Source organism: Agromyces sp. NPDC058110, assembly GCF_042884735.1.
GTDB lineage: Bacteria > Actinomycetota > Actinomycetes > Actinomycetales > Microbacteriaceae > Agromyces.
In genome coordinates, this window is the sequence record NZ_JBHVTI010000003.1 from 39,671 (window position 1) to 59,473 (window position 19,803).

General features: G+C 72.1%; 17 protein-coding genes. 8 read left to right on the forward strand and 9 right to left on the reverse strand.

All coding sequences use genetic code 11. The features are described from left to right. Positions 1 to 55: 55 nt before the first annotated feature. On the reverse strand, positions 56 to 796 hold the full coding sequence (locus tag ACFVS8_RS07805) for a DUF4097 domain-containing protein (protein ID WP_387059898.1): 741 nt from the start codon (positions 794 to 796) through the stop codon (positions 56 to 58). Positions 797 to 942: 146 nt separating this feature from the next. On the opposite strand from ACFVS8_RS07805, the gene ACFVS8_RS07810 reads away from it, so the two are divergent. From ACFVS8_RS07810 to ACFVS8_RS07820, 3 genes are all read left to right on the forward strand, one after another. Further along, the gene (locus ACFVS8_RS07810; RefSeq protein ID WP_387059901.1) at positions 943 to 2,490 is read left to right on the forward strand and encodes a peptide MFS transporter; all 1,548 of its coding nucleotides are present in this window, start codon (positions 943 to 945) and stop codon (positions 2,488 to 2,490) included. 109 nt (positions 2,491 to 2,599) lie between these two features. Continuing rightward, positions 2,600 to 3,367, forward strand: a complete 768-nt coding sequence (locus ACFVS8_RS07815) for a polyprenol monophosphomannose synthase (protein ID WP_387059904.1) — start codon at positions 2,600 to 2,602, stop codon at positions 3,365 to 3,367. A 108-nt stretch (positions 3,368 to 3,475) separates the two neighbouring features. Continuing rightward, the gene (locus ACFVS8_RS07820) at positions 3,476 to 4,747 is read left to right on the forward strand and encodes an MFS transporter (protein ID WP_387059907.1); all 1,272 of its coding nucleotides are present in this window, start codon (positions 3,476 to 3,478) and stop codon (positions 4,745 to 4,747) included. Positions 4,748 to 4,770: 23 nt separating this feature from the next. On the opposite strand, the gene ACFVS8_RS07825 is transcribed toward ACFVS8_RS07820, so the two are convergent. The 4 genes from ACFVS8_RS07825 to ACFVS8_RS07840 all read right to left on the reverse strand — a co-directional run bounded on the left by ACFVS8_RS07825 (position 4,771) and on the right by ACFVS8_RS07840 (position 9,480). After that, positions 4,771 to 5,649, reverse strand: coding sequence for an AraC family transcriptional regulator (locus ACFVS8_RS07825; protein ID WP_387059910.1), 879 nt, complete (start codon positions 5,647 to 5,649; stop codon positions 4,771 to 4,773). A gap of 54 nt (positions 5,650 to 5,703) precedes the next feature. Continuing rightward, on the reverse strand, positions 5,704 to 7,014 hold the full coding sequence (locus ACFVS8_RS07830) for an ROK family protein (RefSeq protein ID WP_387059913.1): 1,311 nt from the start codon (positions 7,012 to 7,014) through the stop codon (positions 5,704 to 5,706). Positions 7,015 to 7,065: 51 nt separating this feature from the next. Next, positions 7,066 to 8,664 (reverse strand): carboxylesterase/lipase family protein, encoded by a 1,599-nt coding sequence (locus tag ACFVS8_RS07835; protein WP_387059916.1) that lies wholly within the window; start codon positions 8,662 to 8,664, stop codon positions 7,066 to 7,068. 147 nt (positions 8,665 to 8,811) lie between these two features. Continuing rightward, positions 8,812 to 9,480, reverse strand: a complete 669-nt coding sequence (locus ACFVS8_RS07840) for a TetR/AcrR family transcriptional regulator (RefSeq protein WP_387059919.1) — start codon at positions 9,478 to 9,480, stop codon at positions 8,812 to 8,814. 106 nt (positions 9,481 to 9,586) lie between these two features. Here ACFVS8_RS07840 and ACFVS8_RS07845 point away from each other — a divergent pair, with 106 nt between their 5' ends. The 4 genes from ACFVS8_RS07845 (at position 9,587) to ACFVS8_RS07860 (ending at position 14,753) form a co-directional block, all read left to right on the forward strand. Continuing rightward, the gene (locus tag ACFVS8_RS07845; protein WP_387059922.1) at positions 9,587 to 10,903 is read left to right on the forward strand and encodes an MFS transporter; all 1,317 of its coding nucleotides are present in this window, start codon (positions 9,587 to 9,589) and stop codon (positions 10,901 to 10,903) included. Then, complete coding sequence (locus ACFVS8_RS07850; protein ID WP_387059926.1) at positions 10,903 to 11,709, forward strand: phosphatase PAP2 family protein; 807 nt, start codon at positions 10,903 to 10,905, stop codon at positions 11,707 to 11,709. The genes ACFVS8_RS07845 and ACFVS8_RS07850 overlap by 1 nt, the downstream gene beginning before the upstream one ends. A 45-nt stretch (positions 11,710 to 11,754) precedes the next feature. Further along, positions 11,755 to 14,034, forward strand: a complete 2,280-nt coding sequence (locus ACFVS8_RS07855) for a glycoside hydrolase family 3 C-terminal domain-containing protein (protein ID WP_387059929.1) — start codon at positions 11,755 to 11,757, stop codon at positions 14,032 to 14,034. Between the two features lie 266 nt (positions 14,035 to 14,300). Next, on the forward strand, positions 14,301 to 14,753 hold the full coding sequence (locus tag ACFVS8_RS07860; protein WP_387059932.1) for a hypothetical protein: 453 nt from the start codon (positions 14,301 to 14,303) through the stop codon (positions 14,751 to 14,753). Positions 14,754 to 14,810: 57 nt separating this feature from the next. Here ACFVS8_RS07860 and ACFVS8_RS07865 read toward each other — a convergent pair whose 3' ends face one another. The 3 genes from ACFVS8_RS07865 to ACFVS8_RS07875 all read right to left on the reverse strand — a co-directional run bounded on the left by ACFVS8_RS07865 (position 14,811) and on the right by ACFVS8_RS07875 (position 18,349). After that, entirely contained in the window at positions 14,811 to 16,244 is a 1,434-nt protein-coding gene (locus ACFVS8_RS07865; protein WP_387059935.1) for an alpha-hydroxy-acid oxidizing protein, read from the reverse strand. Further along, the gene (locus tag ACFVS8_RS07870; RefSeq protein ID WP_387059938.1) at positions 16,238 to 17,065 is read right to left on the reverse strand and encodes a FadR/GntR family transcriptional regulator; all 828 of its coding nucleotides are present in this window, start codon (positions 17,063 to 17,065) and stop codon (positions 16,238 to 16,240) included. The genes ACFVS8_RS07865 and ACFVS8_RS07870 overlap by 7 nt, the downstream gene beginning before the upstream one ends. 150 nt (positions 17,066 to 17,215) lie before the next feature. Further along, a complete protein-coding gene (locus tag ACFVS8_RS07875) occupies positions 17,216 to 18,349 on the reverse strand; it encodes an NYN domain-containing protein (RefSeq protein WP_387059941.1) in 1,134 nt (377 codons plus the stop codon). A gap of 107 nt (positions 18,350 to 18,456) precedes the next feature. Here ACFVS8_RS07875 and ACFVS8_RS07880 point away from each other — a divergent pair, with 107 nt between their 5' ends. Beyond that, positions 18,457 to 18,975 (forward strand): DUF1707 domain-containing protein, encoded by a 519-nt coding sequence (locus tag ACFVS8_RS07880; protein ID WP_387059944.1) that lies wholly within the window; start codon positions 18,457 to 18,459, stop codon positions 18,973 to 18,975. 110 nt (positions 18,976 to 19,085) lie between these two features. On the opposite strand, the gene ACFVS8_RS07885 is transcribed toward ACFVS8_RS07880, so the two are convergent. Continuing rightward, positions 19,086 to 19,676, reverse strand: coding sequence for a DJ-1/PfpI family protein (locus ACFVS8_RS07885; RefSeq protein ID WP_387059947.1), 591 nt, complete (start codon positions 19,674 to 19,676; stop codon positions 19,086 to 19,088). Positions 19,677 to 19,803 lie beyond the last annotated feature (127 nt).

A 19,803-nucleotide genomic window follows, 5' to 3' on the forward strand; every position in this document is an offset into this window, starting at 1 on the left:
CCCATCCGGGGGAGGCCGACGGGCCGACATGCCTGCGGGCGCGGAGTCGGCGGGGTCAGCGCCCCGACACGGTGATCGACCCGTTCGAGGTCGCGAGATCGAGCGAGAACTCGCCGTCGGAGTCCTCGTCGATGTCGATGTCGACCGAGCCGTCCGAGGTGTCGGTCGTGACGCGGTAGCCGGCGCCGTCGGTCGGCACGGCCAGGTCGATCGCCCCGTTCGAGGTGCGCGCGTCGACGTCTTGAGGGGTCGCGAGGCGCAGGTCGATCGCGCCGTTCGACGTCGACACCCGGATGCCGGTTCCGGCGAGGCCGCTGCCCTCGACGCGTCCGTTGCTCGTCTCGGCCTCGATCGCGCCGGTGACGTCGTCGAGTTCGATCCGGCCGTTGGCGGTGGAGACGTCGACCTCGTGCACCGCCGTGAGCTCGATCGCGCCGTTCGTGGTCGCACCGCGCACGTCGACGCCCGCCGGCACGTCGATCGTGTAGTCGACGGTGCAGTTGCGACCGCATCCGCTCAGCACGAGCACGCCGTCGTCGAGCTCGAAGGTCTCACCGACGGTGCGCTCGCCGCGGTACGACACCGTGCGGGCGACCTCGATCGTCGTGGCGTCGGCATCTCCGCGCACGACGACGCTGCCGTCGGGTTCGTCGATCTCGATCGTGCGCACCGTGCCTTCGACGGTCGCATCGTCGCGGAAGCGCTCGGGCGGCTGCAGGAGCCCGCATCCGACGAGCACCATCGCCGCGGTTGCGGCGACCAAGCCGACGCCGATCGTGCGTGCTGTGCGATCCATGGTTCTCCCCCCACGGGCTGACGCCCTGTGCAGACGAAAACGAGGGGCCCTTCGGGGCCGCACGGGGGCTTGCCCCCGGGTCGGGAGTCGGGGAGCCCCGCGGGAAGTCCTGCGGTCGCGGCGACCGGAGGTCTAGGCTGGCCCGCATGGGCAAGGTCACCGAACCTGCCCCGGGGGAGTACGGACCGCCTGAGCCGGGAGTGTTCGACGGCGGCGAGCGCGACACCCGGGGCGACCACGGCTTCTTCGGGCAGCCGCGACCGCTGATGCACATCTTCGGCGTCGAGATGTGGGAGCGGTTCAGCTTCTACGGCATGCAGGGCATCCTGCTGCTGTACCTGTACTACTCCGCGGCCCAGGGCGGCCTCGGCATGGACCAGGCCGTCGCGACCGGCATCGTCGGCGCATACGGCGGTGCCGTGTACCTCTCGACCGTGCTCGGGGCGTGGATCGCCGACCGGCTGCTCGGCTCGGAGCGGGTGCTCTTCTTCAGCGCCATCGTCATCATGGCCGGGCACATCGCGCTCGCGCTCATCCCCGGGTTCTGGGGCGTCGGCGTCGGCCTGGTGCTCGTGGCGTTCGGGTCGGGCGGGCTCAAGGCCAACGCGACGACCGTCGTCGGCACGCTGTACTCGGCGAACGACTCCCGCCGCGACGCCGGCTTCTCGATCTTCTACCTCGGCATCAACCTCGGCGCATTCTTCGGACCGATCCTGACCGGCCTGCTGCAGAACACGTTCACCGCCGAGAACGGCTACCCGCCGGCCCTCGGGTTCCACCTGGGATTCGGGCTCGCGGCCGTCGGCATGGCCTTCGGGCTCATCCAGTACTCGTTCGGGCGCAAGGGGCTGCCGCCAGAGGCATCCGTGATCCCGAATCCGCTGCCGCGCTCGCGGTTCGGGCTCGCGATCGGCATCGCCGCGGCATCCGTCGTCCTCATCGTGGTGCTCGTGCTGGTCGGCTTCATCACGGCCGCGAACCTCGTGACCTGGGTCATCGCCGGCACGATCGTCGCGGCGATCGCGATGTTCGTCGTGATCCTCTCGAGCAAGGGCGTCGAGCAGGTCGAGCGCCGCCGTGTGTACGGGTTCATCCCGCTGTTCATCGCGAGCGTCGCGTTCTGGTCGCTCTACCAGCAGCAGTTCACGGTGCTCACGATCTACTCCGACGAGCAGTTGAACCGCACCATCTTCGGCTGGGAGATGCCGGTCTCGTGGGTGCAGTCGATCAACCCGATCTTCATCATCATCCTGTCGGGCGTGTTCGCCGCGATCTGGACGAAGCTCGGCGACCGGCAGCCGTCGACGCCCGTGAAGTTCGCGCTCGGCACCGCGATCATGGGCGTGGCGTTCCTGCTGTTCCTGCCGTTCGCCGACGGCGGCGCGAACTCGACGCCGCTGCTCTGGATGGTGCTGATCCTGTTCGTGTTCACGATCGCCGAGCTGCTGCTCTCGCCCGTCGGCCTGTCGGTTGCGACGAAGCTCGCGCCGAGGGTGTTCCACGCGCAGATGGTCGCCCTGTTCTTCCTCTCGGTCGCACTCGGCACCGCGATCGCCGGGCAGCTCGGCGCCTTCTACACGCTCGTCAACGAGGCGACCTACTTCGGCGTGCTCGGCCTGATCGCCATCGTGCTCGGCGGCGCGCTCTGGCTCGGCCGTAAGCCCGTGCTCTCGCTCATGTCGGGCGTGCGCTGAGCGCCCGCCCGCGACATCCGGCCGCAGTTCCCACAGCCCGGACGCCGTTCGGAAAACCCGGAGGCGCGAGCCGGTTACGATGGGCGGGCGCGATCGAGGGGAGTCAAGGATGTCGCACGCCCTCGTCGTGATCCCGACGTACAACGAACGGGAGAACCTCGCCGCGCTCGTGGCCCGCGTTCGCGTCGCGGTGCCCGAGGCATCCGTGCTCGTCGTCGACGACGGATCGCCCGACGGCACCGGGTACATCGCCGACGGGCTCGCCGCCGACGACGGTGCCGTGCACGTGCTGCACCGCACCGCGAAGCAGGGGCTCGGCGCGGCCTACCTCGACGCCTTCGAGTGGGCGCTCGAGCGCGGTCACGACCCGATCGTGCAGATGGACGCCGACGGCTCGCACCAGCCCGAGCAACTGCCGACGCTGCTCGCCGCACTCGAGGCTCCCGATGCCGCGGGCCGGCCCGTCGACGTCGTGATCGGGTCGCGGTGGATCCCCGGCGGCGCGATCGAGAACTGGCCGCGCCGCCGCGAGCTGCTCTCGCGCTGGGGCAGCGCGTACGCCCGCACCATGCTGCGGCTCTCGACGCGCGACGCGACCGCCGGGTACCGGGTGTTCCGTGCGCAGGCGCTGCGCGCCATCAGGCTCGACGACGTGCACACGCGCGGCTACGGGTTCCAGGTCGACATGCTCTGGCACGCGCGACAGGCCGGGCTCGTCGTCGTCGAGGTACCGATCACCTTCGTCGAGCGCGTGCGCGGCCGCTCGAAGATGAGCCCGTTCATCGTGCTCGAGGCCATGGTCAAGGTGACCGGGTGGGGCATCGCCGACCGGTTCCGGCGCACGCGCGAGGTCGACGTCGAGGCGCGCTCCGCCTGACCGCCGCTGCGCGCGCTCATCGGACGAACGGTCGGGTGCCGCCGACGATCGGTCGGGTGCGCGGTGCCGACGTCCGCGATGGTGGAGGGACCACCTCGAAGGAGCGCCATGTCGACCGACACCGACACCATCAGCACCGCGACGATCACCGGTTCCGCCGGTCGGGCCGACCTCGACCGCGGCGCTCCAGCAGGGCCGGGGTCGCCCAGGGTCGGGCCCGGCGCATCGGGCCGGACGAAGCCGGCGTGGCCCGCGGTCGTCTCGCTCGGCCTCGGCATCTTCACGCTCGTCGCCAGCGAGTTCCTGCCCGCGAGCATGCTCTCGCCGATCGCGGCCGACCTCGGCATCTCCGAGGGCACCGCGGGCCAGCTCGTGACCGCCACGAGCATCATCGGCATCATCGGCGGGCCGCTCGTGGTGTCGGGGCTGCCGCGGCTCGATCGCCGGTGGGTGATGGCCGGGCTCACGACGCTCGCGGTGGTCTCGAACGTGCTCGTCGCACTGTCGCCGGTCTTCGGGCTCATGCTCGCCTCGCGTCTGCTGCTCGGCCTCGCCATCTCGGGCTTCTGGGCGATGTCGCTCGCCGTGACGGCGCAGCTCGTCCCCGCAGATCGGCTCGGACGGGCGATGACCGTCGTGAACACCGGCGTCTCGCTCGCGACGATCGCGGCCGTTCCGGCCGGCGCGCTGCTCGGCGAGCTGTTCGGATGGCGCGCCGTCTTCCTCGGCGCCGCTGCGGCGGGCGTGATCGCGCTCGCCGCGCAGCTCACGACGCTGCCGTCGGTGCCGCCGACGGGCGCACCGGGGTTCCGCACGCTCGCCTCGACGGCCGCCCGCCCGGTGGTCGCCCTCGGCATCCTGTCGATCGTGCTCATCGCGGGCGGCCACTTCACCGGCTTCACCTACCTGCGGCCCGCATTCCAGAGCATCGGCGGATTCGACGCCGCCGTGCTCGCGGCCCTCCTCGCCGCGTTCGGCGTCGCCTCGTTCGCAGGCAACCTGCTGGCCGGGCCGCTGGCGGACCGTCGCCTCATCGTGCTCGTCATCGGTGCTCCGGCCGCCATCGGCGCCGCGACCCTGCTCTTCGCGCTCGGGGGCGGCAGCCTGGCTGTCGCGGTCGTGGCGATGCTCGTGTGGGGACTCGGGTTCGGCGCCGTGCCGACCATGGTGCAGACCTGGATCGCCGGGGTCGCTCCCGACCGGCTCGAAAGTGCCGGCGGCCTCGTCGTCGCCGCGTTCCAGGTCGCGATCACCGTCGGCGCCGCGGTCGGCGGAGCGATCGTGGACTCGGTTGGCGTGCAGGCGGCGTTCATCGGCGGCGGAGTCGCCGCAGTGCTCGGCGGACTCGTGCTCGCCTCGGCCCGTCGGCGCCGGGGCTGAGCCGGACGGCCGTGGCCGAAGGGTCAGGCGACGGGCTGCAGCGCGGTCCGTCGCCAGAGGCTCGGGGCGACGCCGCGGTGGCGTCGGAAGGCCCGGCTGAACCCCGCCTCGCTGTCGTATCCCAGCCGGAACGCGATGCCGCTCACGGGCAGGCCGTCTCTCAGCATCCGCTCGGCCAGGGCCATGCGGATGCGCGCGACGTATCGGGCCGGCGTCTCGCCGACCGCGAGCCGGAACTGCTCTGCGAACTGCGACCGCGAGGCATGCGCGACGCGGGCGAGCGACTCCAGGGTCCACGGGGCGCCGGGGTCGTCGTGGATCGCCGCGAGCGCCAGCCCGACGCTCTGGTCGTCGGCGGCGGCGAGCCACGGCCGCGCGGTGCCGCACCCGTGTTCGAGCCAGAACCTGACAGCGGCCGACACGACCACGTCGGTGAGGCCGGCGATGACGGCTCCGGCGCCCGGCCGGGCGTCCGACGCCTCCCGGTGCATGGTGTCGAGCAGGGCGGCGAACGCGGGCTCCTGGCGGCGGAAGCCGTATGACGAGAGCATCGCGGGCATCGCGCGCGTGAGGGTCGGACGCGCGCCCAGGAGCGCCAGGGAGGTGCTCAGCAGGATCGTGTCGTGGGCGGCCCGCACCTGCACCCTCCCGCCCCGGGGGAGGAGCGCGAAGTCGCCGCATCCGATCACGGAGGTGCTGCCGTCGTGCTCGAGTTCGACCGTGCCCGAGATGACGAAGTGGAACCTCGTCGACTCGTGGGACTCGTCTCGGCGCTCGCCGGCTCGCAGGCGACGATGCGAGAAGTCGAGCATCGACCACCTGAGGTGCTCGATGAGGTCGTCGATCGTGCGGGCGTCGTCGATCGACGCGGGGCCGACCCGGGGGTGCGCGATCGTGCACATGAGAGGTGCAATCGCGACCCGTCGGAGGATATTCCTCGCGATCTCGGCTGCCGGTCAGCCGACGAGCAGCAGCGGATCGGCGATGAGCCGCTCGCGCGCCTGCCGACGGGCGCCGACGAACGCGGCATCCGGCCCTCCGACCGCCCGCGAGAAGGCCGGGATCGCGCTGATCGCGCCCCCGCCGACCGTGGGGCGGTTGGCCTGCAGCGCACTCTGGATGTCGCCGATGTGGCCGCCCCAGTACCCGCCGATCACCACGACCGCGGGGTCGAGCGTCGGAACGACGACCTGCAGTGTGCGGCCGATCCAGTGAGCGGCGTCGAGCCACGACCAGCGGGCGCGGTCCTCGGCCTCGGCGATGCGCAGCGTGAGCTCCTCGAGCGCTGCGGCCCGACCGTCGGACGCGGCGTACGAGAAGAGGCCCGCGCGCTCGAGCACCACGTCGGGTGCGGCGATCGTCGCGAGGCAGCCCTGCTGGCCGCACCGGCAGCGGAGGCCGCCCGGAACGATCGGCAGGTGGCCGAAGGTCGCCCCGAGGCCGTGCGCGCCGGTGAGGGGGCGATGCCCGGCGAAGGCCGCCGCCGAGACCCCGGTGTCGCCGTCGAGGTAGAGCACGTCGCCGATGCCCGGCAGCGCCTCGAGCTCGACGCTCGCGGCTGCGGCCGCGGCCGGCACGAGCTGCATCGGCAGCGGGAGGGCCGCTTCGACGGCCTCGAGACCCGGCACCCGGGAACGCAGTGCGCCGAGGACGTCGACGGGCTCGGCGCCGAATCGCGGGTCGGTGATCACGACGGCGGGCGATCCGACGATCGCGCCGTCGACGAGCACGGTCACGTCGGCGATACGGTGCCCCGCACGTTCGGCCCGCGCGACGGCCCTGCCGATCACGGTGGCGAGCGCGTTCAGCGGTCCGGCCGCAGCTGCCGACGCCGCACCGCCCGGCGCGGTCGGCACTCTCAGCGCCTGCGTCTTGGCCGGCGCCTGCGACGCGGGCGGGGGCGGGGGCAGCGGTTCGGTGAAGCGCGCGGCCTCGTCGCCCGCGAGGCTCGCGACCGTGGCCACGGCTTCGTCGAGCGTGAGCCTGGCCGTGACGAGCACCCGGTCGCCGCCCGAGAGCGAGAGCGGCGTCGAGCGCCCGTCGCCGTGGGCGTCGTCGGACGGGCGGATGACGCCGGCGTCGAGCAGGCGGGCGGTGAGGCCCGCGATGGTGCCGCGCCCGAGGCCGGTGGCGTTCGCGAGCTCGCTGCGGGTGGCGGAGCCGTGGGTGACGAGGTGCTCGACGACGAGGGCTGACTGCTCGCGGTGCACGTCGAGGGGGCCGGTGATGGTCGGGACGGTCGGGACGGTCGGATCGCCGGGGGTCATGACGCAAGCATGAACCCGACGGACCCGACGGTCACGTACCCCAACCGGGTGTCATCGCAACGGGAGCACCGAATCGTAGGCGCCGGCCACCTCGGACGAGGGCGTGTCCCACACCTTCGCGACCGGGGACCGACCCCGGGCTCCGCTCCAGCCGGGATCACCGGTCGCGATGAACGCCACGGCGGCGGCGTGCACCTCGTCGGCGAGCGACTGGGGCGGAGTGGGTCCGGCGAGCGGCTCCATGGCCGGGCCGTCGAGGCAGTCGAAGAAGAACGGCACGTCGAGGCAGTGCTCGGCGAACCCGAATCGGCCGGAGGGCCACGAGAAGCGGTACAGCCAGGTCGGGGCCTCTTCACGGCCGCGCCCGCGGGCGTCGACGACGTCGAGGACTGCGGCGCGGAACATGCGGTCGGTGAGGAACCGGCCGGCGATGCGGGCCGTGCCCTTGGCCGCGACATCCGCGTTGGCCGCGAGGTAGCGCTTGAGGCGATCCTTCGGCATGCCGAGCTTCTTCAGCATGAAGGACCTCGGGATCCAGCGGAGCTTCTGCTCGACATCGGAGAAGGCCATCGTGAACTCGTCGTCGGTCGCCCCGAGCACGAGGGGCTTGTCGGCGCCCACGCCCGCGGCGAGCGAGTCGAGGGTGGGGCGTGCGATGAGGTCGCCGTCGATCGACGGGCCGAGCGGCAGGCCGTGCTCCAGCATGTCGGCCAGGCCCGCGGCGCCGAGGTCGGTCGCCTGCTTCTGGAGTTCGAGGATGCGCCCCTCGTCGACGCTCGAGAGTCCGGAGCGGGTCGGCTCGACGCCCGCCGATGCGGCGAGGGCGCGCCCGAACGACTCGCTGCGCTCCGGCGTCACGTCTGCGAGCGCGCCCGAGACCGCGTAGACGCCGTGGAACAGGTGCTGCGCCGCCTGCATGCCGAGCAGGGTGAGCACGGCGCCGCCGCCCGCCGACTGACCGGCGATGGTCACGCGCGAGGGGTCTCCGCCGAACGCCGAGATGTTCTGCTGCACCCACTCGAGCGCGAGCAGCCAGTCGCGCACGCCTCGGTTGGACGGGGCATCCGAGATCCAGCCGAAGCCGTCGAAGCCGAGCCGGTACGAGAGCGTCACCGTCACGACGCCGTCGCGGTTGAAGTTGCGGCCGTCGTACCAGGGGCTCGCGGGCGAGCCGGCGAAGTAGCCGCCGCCGTGGATCCACACGAGCACGGGCAGGCCGGCCCGGCCGACCGCGGGCGTCTCGGGTGACGGCGTGAACACGTTCACGTTCAGGGTCGACTCGCCCGGCACGCTCGGTTCGGGGATGAGCGTCACGCCCGGGTCGCCGCGCTGCGCGGTCGGGGCGAACTCGAGGGCGTCGAGCACCCCCGCCCACGGCGCCTTCGGCACGGGCGCGGCGAAGCGCAGTTCGCCGACCGGCGCCTCGGCGAACGGGATGCCGAGGAACGCCGCCGAGCGCTCGGCCCCCCGGCCTGCCGTGGCGACGTCGATCGAGCGGACGGTCGGGCGCCAGCGACCTCGGACGCGACCGGCGAGCGTGTCGACCTCGACGAGGTCGGTCCGGTCGTGGTCGGCGGCCCGGCCGGCCGCAACGGGCTCGTGGAGGGCGCTGCTCGCGGTCGGCTCGGGCGCTGCGGGTGAGGCGGACATCGGGACTCCTCTTCGTCGAGACGTCATGGCACCGTCATCCGAAACCCGAATGCGGCTCGGAATTCAGTATGCACCACCACGACCGTGCTCGCACCGCCGGGCCGGAGCGGGTCGCGCGGTCGGCGATCCCAGCGCTCGCGACGCGGTTCAGGCGTGCTCGGTCGGTGTCCGCATCAGGTCGACGAACGCCTCGATGTGTGCGGCCATGTCGACGTCGGGGTCGAGCAGCCACTGCGTCTGCAGGCCGTCGGCCAGCGCGATGAGGCTGGTCGCCGTCAGGTCGGGGTCGAGGTCGCCCGCCAGCAGGCCCGCCTCCTGCTGGCGACGGATCGCCTCGGCGCCGTACTGGCGGAACGTCTTCGAGCGGTCGACGAAGAACGCGTGCGCGGGGTGCTCGGGATCGGTGGCGTCGGCCGAGAGCCGGGCGTACAGCTGCACGAGGCCGGGAACGTCGGCGTTGTGGCGCATGACGGCGATGAAGCCCTCGATGAACCTGGCCTGGTCGAGGCCCGCGAGGCGGCTCGCGAGGTCGGTCGCCGTGCCCTCGGCGGCCCCGGCGGCCCCGGCGGCCCCGGGCTCGGCGACGCCGGTCCAGGCCGCCTGGTCGCTCTCGTCGCGCTTGCGGAGGATCTCCTGGAACAGCTCGTCCTTCGAGCTGAAGTAGTGCAGCAGCCCCGCCTGGCTGAGCCCGACCGCGTCGGCGAGCTCCTTCACGCTCGTTCGGCGGTAGCCGTTGCGGGCGATCACGTCGAGCGCGGTCGTCAGGATCTCCTCGCGCTTGGCGATGCCCTTCGCGTACGAACCTCTTCGTGCCATAGGGGAATGCTACGGAATCCTGCTTGCAATCAAAAACCGAGCGAAGTATGGTTTTGCAATCCACCTCGATGACGAGGCCCCGAAAGGACCCCGACCCATGACAACGATGTCTTCCCCAGCATCACCCGTCGAACCATCGCTCGAACCCGATTCGGCTGTCGACGACGCGCTCGCCTTCGTCGAGGAGGCCGCGGGCAACGAGGATCCGCCCGCCCCGATCAAGGGCGTCCGCCGCCTGCTCGGCTGGATCATCCCGGCCAACCTCGGCATCTTCCTCATCTGGGGCGCCGTTCCCGGCATCCTGCTCCCCGCCCAGATCACCGCGCTGTTCGGCGAGGCCGACAAGGTCGCGAACCTCACGCTCGTCGCGACCATCGGCGCGTTCTGCTCGATGCTCGCGCAGCCCATCGCCGGGCAGATCTCCGACCGCACGCGCTCGCGCTTCGGCCGCCGTGCCCCGTGGATCTTCATCGGCGCCCTCGCCGGCGGCCTCTCGCTCGTCGGGCTCGCGTTCGCGAACTCGCTGGTCGGCGTCGTGATCGCGTGGAGCCTGGTGCAGATCACCTACAACGTCGCGCAGGGCCCGCTCAGCGCGATCATGCCCGACCGGGTGCCGCTCAAGCGCCGCGGCACCTTCGCCGCGCTGTCGGGCATCGGCCTCATGGTCGGCGCCCTCGGCGGCCAGATCGTCGGGTCGATGTTCTTCAACAGCATCACGGCCGGCTACGTGACCTTCGCGGCGTTCTCGCTCGTCGTGCTCACCCTCTTCATCGTCTTCAACCCCGACTACTCGTCCAAGGAGATCGAGCCGGAGCCGTTCCGCTTCGGCGACTTCCTGCGCACGTTCTGGGTGAACCCGATCAAGCACCCCGACTTCTTCTGGGCCTTCACCGGGCGGCTGCTGCTCTACACGGGCTACTTCGCCGTCACCGGCTTCCAGCTCTTCCTGCTCACCGACTACTTCGGCGTCGAGCAGCCCGAGACCGTCATCCCCATGCTCGGCATGATCAGCCTCGTCGGCATCCTCCTCGCCACGGTCGTCTCGGGCCCGCTCTCCGACAAGGTCGGCCGACGCAAGCCCTTCGTGTTCGCCTCGTCGATCGTCACCGGCCTCGCGCTCGTCGTGCCGTGGGTCTGGCCCGACCTCACCGCCTGGATGGTCTTCACGTTCATCTCCGGACTCGGCTTCGGCATGTTCCAGGCCGTCGACACCGCGCTCATGAGCGAGGTGCTGCCCTCGGCGAAGTCGTTCGCGAAGGACCTCGGCGTCGTCAACATCGCGGCGACCCTGCCGCAGACGCTCGCCCCGGGCGTCGCCGGTGCGATCGTGCTCTCGTTCGGATACACGGCCCTGTTCCCCGTCGGCATCGTGCTGTCGGTGCTCGGTGCGTTCGCCGTGTGGCCCATCAAGGCGGTGAAGTGATGACGGATGCCTCGCTCTCGGCGGTTCCCGTCGGCACCGTCGCCCCGACCGGGGCCGCTGCCCCTTCCACGGGCTCGGCGTCCAGGCGATCGCGCGCGATGCTCGTGACCGGGCTCGTCGGCCTGGCCCTGTTCGTCGTGTTCGGCTTCGCGGTCGTGCAAGACGTCGACGCGCCCTTCACGCAGCCGCTCGACGATGCCTGGCGGGCGCTCGTCGGCGCCTCGTCGGTCGACGCGGTCAGCTGGGCCGTGCCGATGTTCTTCCAGTACCTCGGCGAGTTGCCCGGCTTCACGCTCGTGCTGCTGCTGGTTCCGATCTGGCTCTTCGTCATCCGGCGTTGGCGCTCGGCCCTGTTCTGGATCACCGCCCAGCTCGTCGGCAACTTCGGCGTCTCGCAGGTGACCAAGAACCTCGTCGACCGGCCGCGGCCGGCCGACGACCTGGTGAACGGCCTGTACGGACCGCTCTTCTCGGTCGACCACGGCTCGTTCCCGTCGGGCCACGCGGTGAGCGCCGGCATCCTGCTGATCGCCGTCGCCGCGGTGCTGCCGCCGGCCAAGCGTCGCATCTGGTGGTTCATCGCCCCGTTCATCGCGCTCGGCATGATCTGGCAGCGCACCCTCATCAACGCCCACTGGTTCTCCGACGCCGTGTTCGGCATCATCGGCGGCGTCAGCATGACCCTCGTCATCTGGTGGCTGTTCACGAACCTGATCGCGAAGGACTACGGCAAGCCGCTGTTCCGACGTGCCCGACCCGCGACCGTGCCGGCGAAGCCTGCGGCATTCGAATCCACGATCGCCTAGACCCAACCAGACGCCGGCGCCATCGCCGGCACGTGAAGGAGCACCATGACCGACACCCTGAACAGTGCAATTGAGACATCCGCAGCGGATGTCGTCGCCGACCTGACCCTCGAGGAGAAGGCCTCGCTCACCAGCGGCGCCGACTTCTGGAGCACGAAGGCGGTCGACCGCGTCGGCCTGCCCTCGATCGTGCTGACCGACGGACCGCACGGCGTGCGCCTCCAGCGCGCCGACAGCGACCACCTCGGCATCGGCGACAGCGTGCCGGCGACGTGCTTCCCGCCCGCGGTCGCGCTCGGCTCGTCGTTCGACGCCGACCTGCTCGAACGCGTCGGCACCGCGCTCGGCGAGGAGGCGCAGGCCGAGGGCGTCGGCGTACTGCTCGGCCCCGGCATCAACATCAAGCGCTCGCCGCTCTGCGGCCGCAACTTCGAGTACCTGAGCGAGGACCCGCTGGTGTCGGGCGTGCTCGGCTCCGCGCTCGTGCGGGGCCTGCAGTCGCAGGGCGTCGGCGCGTCGCTGAAGCACTTCGCGGCCAACAACCAGGAGGCCGACCGCATGCGCGTCTCGGCCGACATCGACGAGCGCCCACTGCGCGAGATCTACCTGCGCGGGTTCCAGCGCGTCGTCGAGGACGCCCAGCCGTGGACCGTCATGTGCTCGTACAACCGGCTCAACGGCGTGTACACGTCGGAGGACCCGTGGCTGCTCACCCAAATGCTGCGCGACGAGTGGGGCTTCGAGGGGCTCGTCGTGTCGGACTGGGGCGCCGTGAACCACCGCGTCACCGGCCTGGTCGCCGGCCTCGACCTCGAGATGCCGTCGAGCGCCGGTCGCACCGACGCCCAGCTCGTCGCGGCCGTGCGCGACGGCTCGCTCGCCGAGGCCGACCTCGACCTCGCGGCCCGCCGCAACGTCGAGCTCGTGCAGAAGGCCGTGCGCGGCGCCCGCCCCGACGCGTCGTACGACGTCGACGCGCACCACGCGCTCGCCCGTGAGGTCGCCGCCGCGTCGATCGTGCTGCTGAAGAACGAGGGCGGCGTGCTGCCGCTCGCGGCCGACGCCTCGGTCGCGGTCATCGGCGAGCTCGCCCGCACGCCGCGCTACCAGGGCGCCGGCTCGTCGCAGATCAACCCGACGAAGCTCGACAACGCGCTCGACGAGATCCGCGCGATCGCCGGCGGTGCCGGTGCTGACGGCGGCGTCGCCTTCGCGGCGGGGTACGGCGTCGACGGGTCGACCTCGGTCGAGCTCACCGCCGAGGCGGTCGCCGCGGCATCCGCTGCCTCGACCGTGCTGCTCTTCCTCGGCGTGCCCGCCGCGCAGGAGTCCGAGGGCTTCGATCGCGACGACATCGAGCTGCCCGCCGCGCAGCTCGAGCTGCTCGACGCCGTGCTCGCGGCCAACGCGAACGTCGTCGTCGTGCTGTCGAACGGTGGCGTCGTGCGTCTCTCGGGCTTCGCCGACCGCGTGCCCGCGATCGTCGAGGGCTGGCTGCTCGGCCAGGCCGGCGGCGGTGCGGTCGCCGACGTGCTGTACGGGGTCGTCAACCCGTCGGGCCGCCTGACCGAGACGATCCCGGTGCGCCTCGCCGACAGCCCCGCGTACCTCGACTTCCCGGGCGAGCACTCGCACGTGCGCTACGGCGAGGGGCTCTTCGTCGGGTACCGCTGGTACGACGCGCGCGAGCTCGAGGTCGGCTACCCGTTCGGCCACGGCCTCTCGTACACGAGCTTCGAGTACGCGGATGCCACGGCGACCGCATCCGCCGACGGCATCGTCGTGCGCGTCGCCGTGACGAACACCGGCGACCGCGACGGCGCCGAGGTCGTGCAGGTCTACACCTCGTTGCCCGGCTCGACCGTGGTGCGCGCGCCCCGCGAGCTCAAGGGCTTCGCGAAGGTCGCACTCGCCGCGGGCGAGACCCGCGAGGTCGAGGTGCTCGTGCGCCGCGCGGACCTCGCGTACTGGGACACGCGCGTCGACGCGTGGGTCGTCGAGGGCGGTGCCTACGAGGTGTCGGTCGGGGCGTCGAGCCGCGACATCCGCTCGGCCGTGTCGGTCGACGTCGAGGGCGATGCAGTGCGCGTGCCGCTCTCGATGGACTCGTCGATCGGCGAGCTCATCGCCCACCCCGTCGCCGGGCCGATCGTCATGCAGGCGTTCTCGGGTGGTGATGGCGGCGTCGGCGGCGCCTTGATGGCCGACCCTGCGATGTTCAAGATGATGGCGTCGTTCCCGATCGGCCGGCTCGCGTCGTTCCCGGGCATGCCCGTCTCGATGGAGCAGGTCGAGCAGCTCATCGCCGCCTCGAACGGCCAGTAGAAGCGACGACGGCGGATGCCGCGGGCCGACGTCGGCTCGCGGCATCCGGCGACTGCCCCGTCGTTTGCCGCCCGGCCCCCTGCCTTCCCGCTGGCGAGATGACATCACTTGTCGGGTGGTCCGCGGTTCGCCCGACAACTCGTGTCATCTCGATGGGCGGCCACGGGCGGAAAGGGTGCACAGGCGCAAGTGCGCGCGGGCGCAACCCCTGTCGCGAGCGCCGGTCGCGGTGTCAGACTGACGGGAGCAGACGGAGGGGGAACCGCATGCCAGTGACGAAATCGGCGGAGGCCGCCCGCAAGCGAGCCCGGGCCGAGGCCAGACGTGCCGTGCGCGAGGCGAAGCGCGCAGCCAAGCACGCGCGCAAGGTCGGCGAGAGCCTCACGCGGGCGGGTGCCGAGCGGTTCGCCGCGTTGACGGCTGATGCGCATGCCGACGTGCGGCTCGCCCGCGAGCTGCGCAAGACCAGACCGCACGAATCGGTCAGGCTCGCGCACCGGGCCACGCGACGCCTGGTCGGCGCCTCGACTCGCGCGGAGGCGTCGGGCGACGCCGCCGATCGCAAGCAGGCGGATGCCGCGGCGAAGCTGAATCAGCTCGCGATCGCCCTCGAGGCGAAGCAGCGCCGCGCCGCCGCCAAGAAGATCGACCATTGGGCCGACTCGGCGGCGAAGGCGTGGCAGAAGAACGCCGACGCGGTGGCGGCCCGCGAGGGCTGACGCGGCGCGTCGAGCGGGCGGGGCCCGGTCGCACGATGGGCCGGGCCCCACTGCCGCCTACTGCTTGACGCCCGGCTTCGTCGCGGCCGTCTTCGTCGCAGGCGCCTTCGTCGCAGGGCGCTTCGCGGCCGTCGGCTTCGATCCGGCGGCCGCCGCCGGAGCCGCGGTCGTCGGCTTCGTCGCCGCAGCCGTGCGCGGGCTGCGCGTCGTCTTCGGCTTGGCGGTCGCGACGGCCTGCGCCGCGGCATCCGCCAACGGCTTGGCGATGGGCACCATGCGCGTGAGCTGCGTGACGTGCTGGGGCCCGAGCTCGTCGAGCGTCGCGACCTCGAGCAGCTTCATGGTGCGCTCGACCTCGCCCTTCAGGATCGAGATGGTCTTGTCGACGCCACGACGACCGCCGGCCATGAGCCCGTAGAGGTAGGCGCGTCCGATGAGCGTGAAGCGCGCGCCGAGGGCGACGGATGCCACGATGTCGGCGCCGTTCATGATGCCGGTGTCGACGTGCACCTCCATGTCGGCGCCGATCTCGCGCACGACGTGCGGCAGCAGGTGGAACGGGATGGGCGCGCGGTCGAGCTGGCGCCCGCCGTGGTTGGAGAGCACGACGCCGTCGACGCCGCGGTCGGCGAGCAGTCGCGCGTCTTCGACGGTCTGCACGCCCTTGACGACGATCTTGCCGGGCCACATCGAGCGGATGATGTCGAGGTCGTCGAACGAGATCGTCGGGTCCATGGCCGAGTCGAGCAGTTCGCCGACGGTGCCGCCGGTCGTCGAGAGCGACGCGAACTCGAGCGGCGGGGTCGTGAGGAAGTGGATCCACCAGGCGGGCCGGGGGATCGCGTTGATGATCGTGCCCGGCGTCAGCTGCGGCGGGATCGAGAAGCCGTTGCGCTTGTCGCGCAGGCGCGCGCCCGCGACGGGGGTGTCGACCGTGAAGAAGATCGTGTCGAAGCCCGCCGCCGCGGCACGGCGGGTGAGCTCGTACGAGATCTCGCGCTCGCGCATGACGTAGAGCTGGAACCAGTTGCGCCCGGTCGGGTTCGCGGCCTTCACGTCTTCGATCGACGTGGTGCCGAGGGTCGACAGCGTGAACGGGATGCCGGCGGCGCCGGCCGCTCCCGCACCGGCGATCTCGCCCTCGGTCTGCATCAGGCGCGTGAACCCGGTCGGGGCGATGCCGAACGGCAGCGCGCTGGTGCCGCCGAGCACCTCGCGGGTCGTGTCGACCACCGGCACGCTGCGCAGGATCGACGGGTGGAACTCCACGTCCTGGAACGCCTGGCGCGCGCGGGCCAGCGACAGCTCGCCCTCCGCGGCACCCTCGGTGTAGTCGAAGGCCGCCTTCGGCGTGCGGCGCTTCGCGATGTCGCGGAGGTCGGCGATCGTGAGCGCCTTCTCGAGCCGACGGTCGGTCGGGTCGAGCGTGGGCGTCTTGAACTTCATGAGCTGCGCGAGCTCTTTCGGGTTCGGGAACTGGCGCTTCACCATGAGCTGGTCTCCTCGATGCGGTGGGACGGATGCCGGTCGGGCCCGGGTTCGAGACCGGGGTCGGGACTGGGCGGCCCGGCTTCGGCGGGCATGATCTCGGCGTAGTACCCCGAGATGTGGTCGTGGGTGCGCGATCGCGCGGATGCGGCATCCGACGCTCGGATGGCCTCGACGATGCCGCGGTGCTCGTGGCGCAGGCGAGCGGATGTCGCGTCCCAGTCGTCGATGCGCTCGAGCCCGCCGAGCGCGTAGGCCTCGATGCCGCTGCGGAGTCCGGCCATGGTGGCGGCGATGACCTGGTTGCCCGAGGCCTCGGCCAGCGCGAGGTGGAACGCGGCATCGAGGGCGAGGAACTCGGACGGCTCGAGGCCGGGGGAGTCCATGGCGTCGAGCAGGGCGTCGGCCGAGGCGAGGTCGGGGGTGCTGAGGGTGTCGCCGTGCGCGTCGCGCGCGCCGCTCGGTACGGTCTCGGCGAGCTCGCCCGCGACCGCCGTCTCGAGGATGAGCCGGGTGCGCACGATGTCGGCGACCGGGAACCCGTGGGCGGCGACCTGCAGGCGCATGAGCGCGCTCATGGCCCCGCCGGGGGTGGCGATGATGATGGCGCCGGCGTTCGGTCCGGAGCCGGTCGCCGTGCGGATGAGCCCCATGGCCTCGAGCACGCGCACGGCCTCGCGCACGCTCGATCGGCCGACGCCGAGGTCGGAGGCGAGCAGGCGTTCGCCGGGCAGGCGATCACCGGGGCGCAGGTCGCCGTCGAGCAGGCGGCGCTCGACGTGCTCGAGCACGGTGCGCCAGGCGCGCGGGCTCTCGTCTGGCACGCTGCGCTCCCTTCGCCGATGGTGTGGTCTGACCACAGTAGCACTTGTGGTCAGACCACAGAAGACCGCAGTCTCGGCGCACGCGTCAGGGTCGCCGAAGCCACCCCGCGACTGCAGGGGGAACGGCCCGGCTGGTGAGCGGGTCCGGCCTCAGCCGCGACCCGGGCGCACGCGGATGCGGCTCGACTCGCCGCCCTCGAGTTCGACCGCGTCTTCACGGGATCGCACGAAATCGGTGAACGACCCGAACCCGAGCCGGCGCTCCTGGAACGAGGGGTCCATGCGCAGCATCTGGTTCTTCACGGCGCCCGACGGCTGCCACTCGTCGTCGTTCTTCGCCCGCAGCAGCTCGAGCGCCTTCACGAGCAGGCGGCCGGGGTCGCGCGTCGGCGGCGCCGCGTCGGGCGCCATGAACGACACGACCGGAACGCCGGCGGGCCCGGACGTGAGCGGCACGATCGACTCGACCGGCGCCGCCGCCGTGGCGGTGCCCCCGGCCGAACGGGCCCGGCGGCTGCGGCGCGCGGGGGCGGCATCCGCCTTCTCCTCGGTCGCACCCTCTGCGTCGGCCTCCGCAGCGCTCTCGGACTCCTCGCTCACCGCGGCCTCGCCCGACTCGGCGGCCGCGGCGGACGCGCCGCGCCCCGAACGACGTCGCCCGGATGCCGCGGAGGCGCGCCCCTCGGAACGGGCGCCCGTCGCGGCATCCGTCGCCTGATCGGCCGCCTCGTCGGCGTCGAGCAGCGCGTCGTAGTCGGCGTACTCGTCGCACGCAGCGGTGAGGGCCCGGCTCGTGCCGCCCGCGACGCCGATGCCGACGACGTAGCGTCCGAGGCGCTTCGCCTTCTGCGCGAGCGCGACGTAGTCGGAGTCGCCCGCGACGATCACGATGTGCGTGAGGTCGTCGATGCGGAACATGTCTTCGATCGCGTCGACCGCGAGGCGGATGTCGGCGCCGTTCTTCGTCGCCGAGAGCGGGAACAGCTGCACGAGGTCGACCGCGCGGTCGATGAGCTGGCCGCGGTAGCTCGCGTTCACGGGCGTCGACCAGTCGGCGTAGGCGCGGGCGATGGCGATCGTGCCGAACGTGGCGGCGAAGTCGAGCACGGCGTCGACGTCGACCGTCGCCTGTGCGAGCCGGTCGGCCGTCTCGGGCGAGACGGTCTTGCGGCGGGAGGTGTCGCGGCGGTACTGGCTGTCGCCGTGCAACTGGTCGTATCGCGAGATGACGATGTTGTCGAAGTCGAAGTACAGCGCCACGCGGGGTTCTGCCGAGATGGGCATGGAGACCTTCCATCGAGGGTGTGCCTCCGATGCTACGCCGCCGACCTGTGCGAGCCCCGGAGCCCGAGGGGGTTGGCGTGCCCGACTCGCTCGGCCACACTGGCCCTATGAGCGACGACTACGCGAACCCCGGCAGCCCCGACCTGCGTCTCAGCGACGCCGAGCGCGAGCGGGCCGTCGCGCGGCTGGCCGACGCGCACGCCGCGGGCCGGCTGACCGTCGCGGAGTACGGCGAGCGGGCCGCCGGCGCACGAGCGGCGGTCACCCGCGGCGACCTCGTGCCGTTGTTCGCCGACCTGCCGGCCGAGACGCCACCGGCGCCCGGATCGCCCGGCCCCAGGTACGGATCCGATGACGCCGCCGACCCGGTCTCACGACCCGCGACGTTCACCGACCCCGACCTCGAGCCGTCGGCGTCCGGTCGCTCGGGTCGTTCCGGCTCGCGGGCGCTCGGCGGTTCGGTCGGCGCGACGATCATGGCGCTCGTGCCGTTCGTCGCCCTCATCCTGTTCCTGCTGAGCGGGTTCCTCGGCGGGTGGGCCTGGGCGTGGCTGTGGTGGCTGCTCGTGCCCATCGCGGGCATCATCATCTACGGGCCGGGCGCCGACGAGCGCCGGCGGCACTAGGTCCCGCGACCCAGACCGCCCGTCAGAACCCGTGCGCGGACGCGAATGGTCGCTCCATCACTTCGATGGCGACCATTCGCGTCCGCGCGGGCTCGAGTCGTGCGAGGGCGTCAGGCGGATGCCGCGGCGAGCTCGCCCTCGGCGCGAACCCCCGCCTCGGCGAGCACCCCGAGGAACGCCTTCATCCAGGTGCCGTTGTCGGGCCACGCGCGGGAGGTGACGAGGTTGCCGTCGACCACGCCGCCGCCGTTCTCGAACGCGGCGCCGACCACCTCGAGGTCGATCGCGAGCTCGGGGTAGATCGACGACGTGCGACCGGCGAGCACACCTGCGGCCGCGAGCAGCAGCGGTCCGTGGCACGTGGCCGCGACCGGGGCATCCGCCTCGAAGAAGTGGCGCACGATGCGCTTCGCGTCGTCGTTGTTGCGCAGGTACTCGGGCGCACGCCCGCCCGGGATCACGATCGCCGCGTAGTCGGCGGGGTCGACGTCGGCGAGCGCGACATCCGCGGGCCACGTGTGGCCGAGCTTCTCGGTGTACGTGTCGAAGCCGTCGACGAAGTCGTGCACGACGAACTGCAGCGTGCGCGCCTCGGGTGCGCCGATGTGCACCTCGAAGCCCTCCTCCTTCAGGCGCTCGTAGGGGTAGAGCACCTCGAGCGTCTCGGCCGCGTCGCCGGTGATGATGAGGATCTTGGTCATGGGGTGTACCTCCGTGTACTCGTGCGGGCCCCCGTGCTCGTGCGGGCCGGTCTGCCTCGACCGGCCGGGGTCGGGTCGACTCTGCGCCCGCGACGGGCCCCCGTCACGCCCGGTTCGCACTATGTGC